Genomic DNA, 11,249 nt, shown 5'->3' on the forward strand with positions numbered 1-11,249 from the left:
GCCCGGGATGTCACCCCCGGCGACGCGGGTCATTTCTGGGTCAGCAGCGGATAGGGGTTGATCGCCTTGCCCTGATACCAGCGTTCGCCCGGTGCCATCGCGTTGATCGCATAATGGAGGTGCGGAGCTTCGGGACTGGCATCGCCGGTCGAGCCCACAGTGCCGATCATATGGCCCTGCGGCACCTTCTGCCCTTCGGCGAGGCCAGGGGAATAGGTGTCGAGATGGGCATAATAGTCGACCCACTGGCCACCATCGCGGCGGATATAGATGGTTTTACCGCCGAGCTTGCTGTCGAACAATTTCTCGACCGTGCCTGTCGCGGCTGCGATCACGGGCGTGCCGCGCGGGGCCATGATGTCGATTGCGTCGTGGACGCGCCCCTCGCCGCGCGCATCGTCGAAGGTGTCGGCGAGCTGACTCGCGGCGACTCCGGTTACGGGGATGACGAGCGGGCCGGAGCGCACGATCTCGATCGTCTTAGCTGGACCAGCGGCCATCTTCGGCGCGGGCGGCGACGACGACGGGGTCTTGTTGCCCGGCAGGTTGAGCGCGACGACCCAGGCCACATAGCCCACCACGGCCAGCAGCAGCACGATCGCAATCTTGCGGATCATCGCCCTCTCCTCATTCGGCCCTCATTATTCCTGAAACGTGGCTGGCGTGCCCGGCTTGACCATCGTCGCCAGCCGCGCCGCATCCCAGTTCGTCAGGCGGATGCAGCCATGGCTTTCGGTGCGGCCGATATTCTCGGGGTGCGGCGTGCCATGGATGCCGTAATGCTTCTTGTCGAGATCGAGCCAGACGACGCCGACCGGCCCATTCGGCCCCGGCGGCAGCAGCGCCTTCTGGTCCTTGCTGTCGGCGTCCCAGAACAGCTCGGGATTATAGTGGAAGGGCGGATTGTAGGCCGCACCCTGGATCTTCCAGTCGCCGATCGGCAGCGGATCATGGCCGCTGCCCATCGTCGCCGGAAATTGCGCGACCAGCTTGCCCGCGCCGTCGAGGACGCGCAGCACCCCGTCCGACTTGTCGACGACGACCTTGGCGCCCGCGGGCTGATCCGACCCGACGTTGAGCGTCCAGAGCGTCTTGCGCCAAGCGGGGGACAGGCTGTCGGCGAAGTCCTGCTTGGGTGGAATGACATTGGGGACTTTGATGATGGCGCCGGACGTGAGCTTGGCTCCGGGCTTGTTGAGCGCGATGAGCGTGGCCTTGGTGGTGTGGTAGCGCTCGGCGATCTTCTCGGCGGCGTCGGCATAGCCGAGCGACTTCATTTTCGCCTGGTCGCTTTCCTTCTCGGGAAGCGGGCCGACAAAGGGCCCTTCGAGGATCTGATCGTTGAGCTTGATGTTGATCACCGTCGGCATTGCGCGATAGGGCGCGAAGCTCTTAACCGTCGCAGCATCGAGCTGGCCTGTGACCGACAGGCCTTTGGCCTCCTGATAGCCCCTAAGTGCCTTGGTGAAGCTCGCGCCTTTCGCGCCATCGATCACGCCGGGGCCGAAGCCAAGTCGATCGAATATCACCTGTGCGCTGAGAATACGGGGATCCGGCGGCGCGGCCATTGCCATCGCGGGCAGGACGGCACTGGCCAGAATCAGGGCTTTGAGCAGACGCACACAACACTCCTTTCGTCGTAACGAGGGGAGAACGTCCGCATTTCGAATTCTTTCCGTGCGCACTCTACCGATCATTCCGAGATCCCAGCGTCCGCTGGAATGGCGGCGGTCAGGTCCGCTGCGCCAAGCCGCCGAACAGCGCGAGCGTGGCGAGGAAGACCGAGGCCGCCAGCACCATCGCCGGCCAGGACATCGCGTCGGTCGTCGCCCGTCGCATTCGATCAGCGCCGGTCCTTCGTGGCCGAGAAATGCAGCTTCGGGAACTTGCCCTGGATATAGCTCAGTTCCCAAGCGTCCTTGGCCATAAACACCGGCGCATCGTCACGGTCGGCCGCCATGGCGGAACGATGCAGACCCATGAATTCGTCGAGCGCCTTCTCGTCGTCTGACGTTACCCAACGCGCAGTGTCATAAGGCGAGGGCTCGAAACTCGCCTCGACCTTATATTCGGCCTGGAGGCGCGAGATCAGCACGTCCAGCTGGAGCTGGCCGACAACGCCGATCACCAGCTGCGATCCGATCTGCGGGTGGAAGACCTGCATGATCCCCTCTTCCGCCATGTCGTTGAGCGCGTTGCGCAGCTGCTTGGTCTTGGTCGGATCGGCGAGCTTCACCCGGCGCAGGATTTCGGGCGCGAAATTGGGGAGGCCGGTGAAGCGGATCATCTCGCCCTCGGTCAGCGTATCGCCGACCCGCAGTGTGCCATGGTTGGGGATGCCGATGATGTCGCCGGGAAATGCCTCTTCGGCCAGCTCGCGATTCTGCGCGAAGAACAGGATCGGGCTGTGCACCGCGATGGTCTTGCCGGTGCCGACCTGCGCCAGCTTCATGCCGCGTTTGAACTTGCCCGAGCAGAGCCGCATGAAGGCGACCCGGTCGCGATGCTGCGGGTTCATGTTTGCCTGCACCTTGAAGATGAATCCGGCGACATTGGGCTCGCCCGGATCGACATCGCGCGGCTCGCCCGGCTGGGCGCGCGGGCTGGGCGCGAAATCGGCGAGCGCGTCGATCAGCTGCTCGACGCCGAAATCCTTGAGCGCCGAACCGAAATAGACCGGGGTGAGATCGCCGTTGCGATAGGCGGTCTCGTCGAAGGGCACATAGCCGATTTGCGCGAGTTCGGCCTCCTCACGCAACTGGCCCAGCGCGTCGGCGGGCAGGATATCATCAAGCTGCGAATCACCGAGCCCGGCCACGGCGACAGAATCACCCTCATAGGCGCCGGTCGCATCGGCGGCGGGGCGGTAGAGCCGGTCGCGGGCGAGATCGTAAATCCCTTCGAAGGTGCCGCCCATGCCGGCAGGCCAGCTCATCGGCGACACGTCGAGCGCGAGGGCATCGGCGATCTCGTCGAGCAGTTCGAAGGGCGGGCGGCCCTCGCGATCGACCTTGTTGATGAAGGTGATGATCGGCACCGACCGCAGGCGGCAGACCTCGAACAGCTTGCGGGTCTGCGGCTCGATACCCTTGGCGGCGTCGATCACCATCACCGCCGAATCGACCGCGGTCAGGGTGCGATAGGTGTCTTCCGAGAAATCCTCGTGGCCCGGTGTGTCGAGCAGGTTGAAGGTGATCCCGCCGCGCTCGAAGGTCATTACCGACGAGGTGACCGAGATACCGCGCTGTTGCTCGATCTTCATCCAGTCGGATCGGGCGCGCCGCGTCTGGCCGCGCGCCTTGACCTCACCGGCGAGATGAATCGCACCGCCGAAATAAAGCAGCTTCTCGGTCAGCGTGGTCTTGCCGGCGTCCGGATGCGAGATGATCGCGAAGGTGCGACGGTCGGGGCGGTTCTGCTTGTCCATGATGGCCGCGGCGGATAGCAGCGATGATCCATGCCGTCACCATCTCCCTACGACGTGATCATCATCGGCGCGGGCGCCGCCGGGCTGATGTGCGCCTTGACCGCCGGGCAGCGGGGGCGGCGCGTTCTACTGCTCGATCATCTCGACCGCGCGGGCGCGAAGATCCTGATTTCGGGCGGGGGGCGCTGCAATTTCACCAATGTCGAGGGCGGGCTGGCCGAACGCTATCTGTCAGCCAACCCGCATTTCGCCAAGTCGGCGCTGGGCCGATATACGCCGGCCGACTTCATCGCGCTCGTCGATAGCCATGGCATCGCCTGGCACGAGAAGACGCTGGGCCAGCTCTTCTGCGACGGATCGGCCAAGCAGATCGTCGCGATGCTGGAGGAGGAATGCGCCAAGGGCGGGGTCGAGACCCGGCTGCTCACCCGCATCGCCGGCATCAGCAGGGCCGATGACCGGTTCGCGGTCGAGACCCCGGCGGGGACGGTCGAGGCGGCGTCGCTGGTGATCGCGACAGGCGGGCCGTCGATCCCCAAGATGGGCGCGACCGGCTTCGCCTATGACATCGCGCGCCAGTTCGGCCTCAAGGTTGTCGAGCCGCGCCCGGCACTGGTGCCGCTGACGCTGGGCCAGGACGACCGGTTGTTCGAGAGTCTGTCGGGCGTGTCGCTCGACGTCGTCGCCAGCATCGGCAAGGCGCGCTTCCGCGAGGCGGCGCTGTTCACCCATCGCGGGTTGTCGGGCCCGGCGATCCTACAGATCAGCAGCTATTGGCGGCATGGCGACAGCCTGTCGATCGACCTGCTGCCCGGCACCGACGCGCGGCCGTTGCTGACCGACGCCAAGCGCGCCCGGCCCAACGCCGAGCCGCGCACGATCTTGCGCGAACGTTTTCCCGACCGGCTCGCCGATGTACTGGCCGACCGGTTGGGCCTGTCGGGTCCGCTGGTAACGCACAAGGACGCGGTGCTGGCGGCGGCGGGGGCGCGGCTCAACGGCTGGGCCTTTACCCCCAATGGATCGGAGGGCTTCGCCAAGGCCGAGGTGACGATCGGCGGAGTAGCGACCGATGGGCTCGACCAACGCTCCCTTATGGCGAAGCGGGTTCCGGGACTGCATTTCATCGGCGAGGCAGTCGACGTGACCGGCTGGCTCGGCGGCTATAATTTCCAATGGGCCTGGGCGAGCGGCAGGGCGGCGGGCGAAGCCGTCTGACCCCGGCCGAGCCGGCCGCCGCTGAGCAGATCGGCCAGTTTCGGCGACGCCGCGTCGACAAGCCGGGCGAGCAGAATCGCGAAGCCCAGCGCGAGCAGCGGCTGGAGCAGGAAGAAGGCGGGCCAAAGGATGCCGCCCATCGTTCCCGTCGCCAGCCCGATCTTCGGCGCAACCAGCCACATGAACAGCAGGTGCGAACAGAACAGGAAGAAGGCGTAGCGTTCCAGCCGCAGCAAACGCACGGCGGCGGGGCGCGCCGCAAGTGCATTCGCCACGCGCCAGACCAGCAGCGCCGCCGCGGTCCGCATCAGCAGATCGACCGCCGCTGTCGCATGGAGATGGAAGCCGGCGGCCCCGCCATTTTCAACCGACAGCCATATCTTCACCGGCACTATCAACAGGAAGGGCAAGGCCGCCTGCCAAGGCTTCACCAGCGCGGAGCGCTCGGCGAGACCGTGGCGGCGCGCGAGGATGCCGCCGACGAAGAATGCGAGGATCGAGGGACGCAGCAGCAGCGGGAATTGCCACAGGCTGACCCACCAGATCACCGCCAGCGCAGCGATGGCGACCAGCCAGCCGGTGCGCAGACGCACCAGCAGCGGCGCCGCGAGCATGCACAGGAACAGGTCGCGCAGAAAGGCGGTCTGGACGTTGATGTCGCCTGCCCGCGTCAGGTTGAGCAGATTGTCGGCCATCCAGATGGCATCGCCGAACAGAGGCGCGCGCACCCAGCCGACCGCGCCCGCGCCGACCACGAGAACGATCGCGATCGCGTTCCACATGACCATCGGCAGCAGCACGGTTCGTGCCTTGCTGCGCAGGAAGTCGCCCGATCCGCGCTTAGCCAGCGATCCGGCAACCAGCCAGCCCGACACCAGGCTGAGCAGGGGCACCGCGCCGCGCCCGAACAGATCGACCACGGTCCAGCGCAGCACGTCCTGCGCCGATCCCATCTGCGCCGCCATCTCGTCGCCGCCAAGGCCGGTCCAGGCGTGGACATAGACTATGCCGAGGATGCAGATCAGCCGGGCGAGCCCGATCGCCTTCGACACCGGGGGCGCCGGCGGATCGGCCATGTGCCGTACCTGCGCGTCGGGAGGAAGCATGCGACTCATCTTCTTCCCAACTGGCATCATGAGGAGCTTTACGCACCCGCCCGCAGCTTATTCCGCCCCGAAGCCGCCACGGCCCATCCCGGACTGGCAATTTCCGGCGACGGTGCCTATAGGGAGCGCCGACATAGCCGCGCGCAGAGAGGCGCCGGCCCCCTTTGCTATCGGATATCAGATGCCCTTTTCCTCCTTGCCGCGGCCGGTCGCCGAGGCAATCGCCGAGCGTGGTTACGAGACCCCAACCCCGGTCCAGGCCCAGGTGATCGCCGCCGAGGCGCATGACCGCGACCTGCTCGTCTCGGCGCAGACCGGCTCGGGCAAGACCGTCGCCTATGGCCTTGCCATCGCCGACACGCTCCTGCAGGGTTCGGAGACGCTGCCCCGTCCGGGCGAGCCTCTGGCTCTGATCATCGCGCCCACCCGCGAGCTGGCGTTGCAGGTGCAGCGCGAGTTGCAATGGCTCTACGCCAAGCTCGGCGCGCGCGTCGCGAGCTGCGTCGGCGGCATGAACGTCCGCGTCGAGCAGCGCGCGCTGTCCTATGGCTGCCACATCGTCGTCGGCACGCCGGGCCGGCTGAAAGACCATCTCGAGCGCGGGAACCTCCAGCCCGGATCGCTGCGCGCGGTGATCCTCGACGAGGCCGACGAGATGCTCGACCTCGGCTTCCGCGAAGATCTCGAGGAAATCCTCGATCTCACCCCGCCCGAGCGCCGCACGCTGCTCTTCTCGGCGACGATGCCCAAGCCGATCGCGATGCTCGCCAAGCGCTATCAGCGCGACGCGCTGCGGATCGAGACGACCAGCGCGCGCGAGGCGCATGCCGATATCGACTATCGCGCAATGGCGGTCGCCCCCGCCGACATCCAGCATGCCGTGGTCAATGTCCTGCGGTTCCATGAAGCCAAGGGCGCAATGGTGTTCTGCGCGACGCGCGAGAATGTCCGCCGTCTGTCGGCGACGCTCACCGAGCGCGGCTTCGCGGCGGTGACGCTGTCGGGCGAGCTGAGCCAGAACGAGCGCAACCACGCGCTGCAGGCGCTGCGCGACCGCCGCGCGCGGGTCTGCGTGGCGACCGACGTCGCGGCGCGCGGCATCGATCTGCCCGGCCTCGAGCTGGTCATCCATGCCGAGCTGCCGGTCGGCCCCGAAGTCCTCCAGCACCGCTCGGGCCGCACTGGCCGCGCCGGCAAGAAGGGCACCTGCGTCCTCATCACCCCCTATCAGCGCCGCCGCCACGCCGAGCGGCTGCTGCGCGCCGCAAACGTCAACGCGACCTGGGAAAATGTGCCCAGCCCCGACGACATCTATGCGCGCGACCAGGAACGGCTGGTCGAGAGCCTGAGCGTCGGCGAGGTGAGCGAAGAGGATCTGGAAGTCGCCCGCAAACTGCTGGAAACCCGCAGCGCCGAGGAGATCGCCGCCGCCTTCGTCCGCACCCAGCGCCAGAGCCTGCCCGCGCCCGAAGACCTGATCGACGCCTCGCCTATGGCGCGCGGCGACCGTGAACAGCAGGCCAATCGCGATCAGGGGCCACGTCCCGGCTTCGAGGACACGGTGTGGTTCCGGATGAATGTCGGGCGGCAGGCCAATGCCGATGCCCGCTGGCTGCTGCCGCTGCTGTGCCGCCGCGGCCACATCACCAAGCGCGAGATCGGCGCGATCCGCATCTTCCAGACCGAGACCCGCTTCGAAGTGCCGCGCGCCGTCGCCGCCAAGTTCCTCGATGCGCTGAAGCGCACCGAAGGCGAAGAGGACGGCGTGGTGATCGAACCCGCCGGCGACGCCCCGGCCCCGCCCCCCGCCCAGCTCCGCGACCGCCGCGGCCCGCCGCCGCGCGCACAACTCTCGCCGCGCGGCCCCGGCCGTCCGGATGGTCCGCCGCGCGGGCCACGCGGTCCGGGCGGTCCCGGCCGTGGCCCAGGCGGCCCAGGCGGCCCAGGCGGTCCGAAGCGCTATGGCGCTAAGCCGTTCAAGGGCGGCGGACGCAAGCCGAGCTGAAGCAAAGCCCCTCTCCCTTCAGGAGAAAGGGTAGAAAGCGTCAAAAAGCCTTTTCGGGCGGGCCGATCATCGAAGCCTTGCCCGCTTCGAGCGCCGTGCGGCAGGTGCCGACTCAAATCGGCGCTTGTCATGAACCTTTCCGTCTGTTATTTCTGTTTTTACAGAAAGGACGGACATGCCATTAATGGACAACCCGGACGCCAAGGCGTTCATTCTCCACTGGGGAGAAATGGGTACCCAATGGGGCGTGAACCGTTCGGTCTCCCAAATCCACGGCCTGCTCTATCTTTCGAGCCGCCCGCTCGCCGCCGACGAGATCGTCGATGAGCTGACTTTGGCACGATCCAACGTATCGAACGGGCTGAAGGAACTTCAGAGTTACGGGATCGTCAAACGCGTTCATATCGAAGGCGACCGGCGCGATCATTTCATCGCCGAGGACGACCTTTGGGAGGTGCTGCTGCGTATCGCCGCCGAGCGCAAGCGGCGTGAGATCGACCCGACGATCGCCCTCCTCGCCGAACTTGCCGATCGGCTCGCGAAGGACAACGCCGCCCCGGCGCATATCCGCCAACGGATCACTCGGATGCATGAGTTCATCTCAACGCTGGGTGACTGGTACGATCAGATCCGCAAACTGCCCAAGTCGACCCTCATCACCCTGATGAAGTTAGGCGGCAAGGTCGCCCGCTTCATACCGACCGGAAAGAACAACACCTCTCATTGATCGGGCCTCCCAGCCCATCTGTGGTTAATTTGTGTGCCATAATTTCTCTTTTTACAGAAATTACCGAATGAAAGGATAGAAAGATGGTCGAGACCGCTTATGCCCTGTATCTGCTAATCACGATCGCGATCACCGTCTGGGTGGCGCGCACATTGTCCCACAATGGCGAGGTATTCCTCACCCAGTGCTTCGGTCAGGACGCCGAACTGGCGCGGTCCACCAACCATTTGCTGGTGGTGGGCTTCTACCTCGTCAATATCGGCTTCATCACGCTGACGCTGAGCCTTGGCGCCGAACCACGCACCTATGCCGATGCCATCCGCTTCCTGAGCGGCAAGGTTGGCCTCGCGGTGATCATGTTGGGCGGCATGCACTTCTTCAACATGGGGGCGATCGCACATTTCGGCCGGAAGGTGAACGGCTGGCTCGCCGATCAGGCCGCTGTCCAAGCCTGATATCTGGTGATCAGAAGGGGCATATAGCCATGAAGATAAGGACTGGATCACTAAGCAAGGGTGTGCAGGCCGCCCTGTTTTCCGCTGGTCCGATCTTCCTGCTGATGTGGGGCCTTGCTACGCTCTATGCGCTGATCCCCCACCCTATCCCCGTCACGATTGCGGCATTGGATCAACTTTATCCGATGATGCAGCTTGTCGTGCTGTCCGTGCCCGGCGGTGCCATAGTCTCTCTGCCAGGGATATTGAGTGGTAGCTTCGTGCTCAGCCGCCTCGCCGATCGCGTCGCATGGTTCAGGCAAAAATGGGTCTGGACGATTTCCGGCCTGATCATGGGCCTCGCCATCGCCTCGCTCAGCAGGAACTATATCCCGGTAGCTTTCGCCCTGACAGTCACGTCGGTGATATGTGCAACATTATGTCGTCACTGGATCGACTGGGTCGACGAGGATATTTTTATTTCCCCTTGGGCCCGGCAAAATTGAAGCCGCCGGGGCGAGGCCCCGGCGGCTTCAAAGACTAAAAAGCCTCTTCGGGCAGGTCCATCATCGAGGCCTTGCCCGCCTTGATCGCGGTGAACAGGGTCGCGACTTGGGGGAGCAGGCGTTCGTAGAAGAAGCGGACGGTGACCAGCTTGGCGGCGTAGAAGCCGTCGGGGTCCTGGCCCATCATCTTCTTCATGCCTGCGATCTTGGCCGATCTCGCGAACAGATAGGCGATCGCGACGAGGCCGAGCAGGCGGAGATAATCGGACGAGGCGGCGCCCGCTTCCTCCGGATCGGCCATGCCTTTCTGGGCGATGGTTGCGGTCGAGAGCTGGAGCGCGCCGAACGCCTTTTCGAGCGCTTCGATCATCTTCTCCATCCCCGGCACCGCCTTGTGCTGCTCGATGAACTCCGACACCGGGTGGAAGAAGGCGCGCAGATAGCGGCCGCCATAGGCGGGCAGCTTGCGGCCGACAAGGTCGAGCGCCTGGACGCCGTTGGTGCCCTCGTAGATCATCGCGATGCGGGCATCGCGGGCATATTGCTCGACGCCATGTTCGCGGATGTAGCCATGGCCGCCATAGACCTGGACCGCGATCTGCGCCGCCTCATGGCCGAGGTCGGTAAGCAGCGCCTTCACCACCGGAGTCATCAGCGCGGTCATGTCCTCGGCGCGCCGGCGGATCTCGGGATCTTCCGAATGGCGTTCGGCATCGAGCGCGCGGGCGACCCACATGCTGAGCGCACGGCACCCCTCGCTATAGGCGCGCATCGTCATCAGCATCCGGCGGACGTCGGGGTGGACGATGATCGGATCGGCGGCTAGATCGGGCCGCTTGGGGCCAGACAGGGCGCGGCCCTGGATGCGGTCCTTCGCATAGGCGACCGCGCTTTGATAAGCAGCGGTGGCGACGCCGAGGCCCTGGACGCCGACCGAGACGCGCTCGGTGTTCATCATCGTGAACATCGCGTTGAGGCCGTCATTGGGCTCGCCGACCAGCCAGCCGGTCGAATCGTCGAAGCTCATCTGGCAGGTCGCGGAGGCCTTGAGCCCCATCTTGTGCTCGATGCCCGTGCACAGCACGCCGTTGGACGGACCGACCGAACCATCTTCCTTCGGCAGATATTTGGGGACGACGAAGAGGCTGATCCCCTTCACCCCCTTGGGCGCGTCGGGCAGGCGAGCGAGGACGAGATGGATGATGTTCTCGGTCAGGTCATGGTCGCCCGCCGAGATGAAGATCTTGTTGCCGGTGATCTTGTAGCTGCCGTCCGCCTGCGGCACCGCCTTGGTGCGCAGCAGGCCAAGATCGGTGCCGCAATGCGGCTCGGTCAGGCACATCGTGCCAGACCATTGGCCCGACACCATCTTGGGCAGGAAGCGTTCCTGAAGATCGGGGCTGGCATGCGCCTTGAGTGCGGTTGCGCCGCCATGGGTCAGGCCAGGATAAAGACCGAAGCTGAGATTCGCCGAGCTGATCATCTCCTCGACCAGCTTGTTGACCGTCTCGGGCAGACCCTGCCCGCCCCATTTCGGATCGCTGGCGAGCGCGCACCAGCCGCCGTCGCGGAATTGGGCATAGGCTTCCTTAAACCCCGCCGGGGTGCGGACCACCCCATTTTCCCAGGTGCAGCCCTCGACATCGCCGCTGGCGTTAAGCGGCAGCAGCACGTCCTGGGCGAGCTTGGCCGCCTCCTCGATCACCGCGTCGATCAGGTCGGGGGTGAATTCCTCATGCGCCGGGAAGGTGCCGAAGCCATCATCCCGGAACAGTTCGTGGACGAGGAAGCGCATGTCGCGCAGCGGGGCCTCATAGACTTGCATC

The 11,249-nt window shown here is 65.4% G+C and carries 10 protein-coding genes; 5 read left to right on the forward strand and 5 right to left on the reverse strand.

Features of this window, described 5'->3' with window-relative positions:
* Nucleotides 1–29 precede the first annotated feature (29 nt).
* From ASE00_RS13395 to ASE00_RS13405, 3 genes are all read right to left on the reverse strand, one after another.
* Nucleotides 30–617, reverse strand: coding sequence for a M23 family metallopeptidase (locus ASE00_RS13395; protein WP_056381001.1), 588 nt, complete (start codon nt 615–617; stop codon nt 30–32).
* Nucleotides 618–641: 24 nt separating this feature from the next.
* A complete protein-coding gene (locus ASE00_RS13400) occupies nt 642–1,568 on the reverse strand; it encodes a L,D-transpeptidase family protein (protein WP_414819856.1) in 927 nt (308 codons plus the stop codon).
* A gap of 275 nt (nt 1,569–1,843) precedes the next feature.
* Entirely contained in the window at nt 1,844–3,427 is a 1,584-nt protein-coding gene (locus ASE00_RS13405; RefSeq protein WP_056381006.1) for a peptide chain release factor 3, read from the reverse strand.
* Between the two features lie 30 nt (nt 3,428–3,457).
* On the opposite strand from ASE00_RS13405, the gene ASE00_RS13410 reads away from it, so the two are divergent.
* Nucleotides 3,458–4,645: an NAD(P)/FAD-dependent oxidoreductase gene (locus ASE00_RS13410; RefSeq protein ID WP_056381007.1), complete on the forward strand. Its 1,188-nt coding sequence runs from the start codon at nt 3,458–3,460 to the stop codon at nt 4,643–4,645.
* Here ASE00_RS13410 and ASE00_RS13415 read toward each other — a convergent pair.
* Nucleotides 4,591–5,751: an acyltransferase family protein gene (locus ASE00_RS13415; RefSeq protein ID WP_082594673.1), complete on the reverse strand. Its 1,161-nt coding sequence runs from the start codon at nt 5,749–5,751 to the stop codon at nt 4,591–4,593. The genes ASE00_RS13410 and ASE00_RS13415 overlap by 55 nt on opposite strands.
* A 181-nt stretch (nt 5,752–5,932) precedes the next feature.
* Here ASE00_RS13415 and ASE00_RS13420 point away from each other — a divergent pair, with 181 nt between their 5' ends.
* The 4 genes from ASE00_RS13420 (at nt 5,933) to ASE00_RS13435 (ending at nt 9,423) form a co-directional block, all read left to right on the forward strand.
* On the forward strand, nt 5,933–7,756 hold the full coding sequence (locus ASE00_RS13420; RefSeq protein WP_056381012.1) for a DEAD/DEAH box helicase: 1,824 nt from the start codon (nt 5,933–5,935) through the stop codon (nt 7,754–7,756).
* Nucleotides 7,757–7,931: 175 nt separating this feature from the next.
* The gene (locus ASE00_RS13425) at nt 7,932–8,483 is read left to right on the forward strand and encodes a GbsR/MarR family transcriptional regulator (protein ID WP_056381014.1); all 552 of its coding nucleotides are present in this window, start codon (nt 7,932–7,934) and stop codon (nt 8,481–8,483) included.
* A gap of 83 nt (nt 8,484–8,566) precedes the next feature.
* The gene (locus ASE00_RS13430) at nt 8,567–8,938 is read left to right on the forward strand and encodes a hypothetical protein (protein WP_056381015.1); all 372 of its coding nucleotides are present in this window, start codon (nt 8,567–8,569) and stop codon (nt 8,936–8,938) included.
* Between the two features lie 29 nt (nt 8,939–8,967).
* Complete coding sequence (locus ASE00_RS13435; RefSeq protein WP_056381017.1) at nt 8,968–9,423, forward strand: hypothetical protein; 456 nt, start codon at nt 8,968–8,970, stop codon at nt 9,421–9,423.
* 34 nt (nt 9,424–9,457) lie between these two features.
* Here the strand turns inward: ASE00_RS13435 and ASE00_RS13440 are convergent, their stop codons facing one another.
* Nucleotides 9,458–11,248 carry an acyl-CoA dehydrogenase C-terminal domain-containing protein gene (locus ASE00_RS13440; protein ID WP_056381019.1) on the reverse strand — a complete coding sequence of 597 codons (1,791 nt, stop codon included), beginning with the start codon at nt 11,246–11,248 and terminating at the stop codon, nt 9,458–9,460.
* Between the last annotated feature and the right edge of the window lies 1 nt (nt 11,249).

It is taken from the genome of Sphingomonas sp. Root710 (genome assembly GCF_001429065.1).
Taxonomy (GTDB): domain Bacteria; phylum Pseudomonadota; class Alphaproteobacteria; order Sphingomonadales; family Sphingomonadaceae; genus Rhizorhabdus.

Coding starts and splice junctions, on each gene's coding strand:
- ASE00_RS13440 (WP_056381019.1), bottom strand. CDS start 11,248: ATGCAAGTCTATGAGGCCCCGCTGCGCGACATGCGCTTCCTCGTCCAC.
- ASE00_RS13425 (WP_056381014.1), top strand. CDS start 7,932: ATGCCATTAATGGACAACCCGGACGCCAAGGCGTTCATTCTCCACTGG.
- ASE00_RS13435 (WP_056381017.1), top strand. CDS start 8,968: ATGAAGATAAGGACTGGATCACTAAGCAAGGGTGTGCAGGCCGCCCTG.
- ASE00_RS13415 (WP_082594673.1), bottom strand. CDS start 5,751: ATGCTTCCTCCCGACGCGCAGGTACGGCACATGGCCGATCCGCCGGCG.
- ASE00_RS13400 (WP_414819856.1), bottom strand. CDS start 1,568: ATGGCCGCGCCGCCGGATCCCCGTATTCTCAGCGCACAGGTGATATTC.
- ASE00_RS13395 (WP_056381001.1), bottom strand. CDS start 617: ATGATCCGCAAGATTGCGATCGTGCTGCTGCTGGCCGTGGTGGGCTAT.
- ASE00_RS13405 (WP_056381006.1), bottom strand. CDS start 3,427: ATGGACAAGCAGAACCGCCCCGACCGTCGCACCTTCGCGATCATCTCG.
- ASE00_RS13420 (WP_056381012.1), top strand. CDS start 5,933: ATGCCCTTTTCCTCCTTGCCGCGGCCGGTCGCCGAGGCAATCGCCGAG.
- ASE00_RS13430 (WP_056381015.1), top strand. CDS start 8,567: ATGGTCGAGACCGCTTATGCCCTGTATCTGCTAATCACGATCGCGATC.
- ASE00_RS13410 (WP_056381007.1), top strand. CDS start 3,458: ATGCCGTCACCATCTCCCTACGACGTGATCATCATCGGCGCGGGCGCC.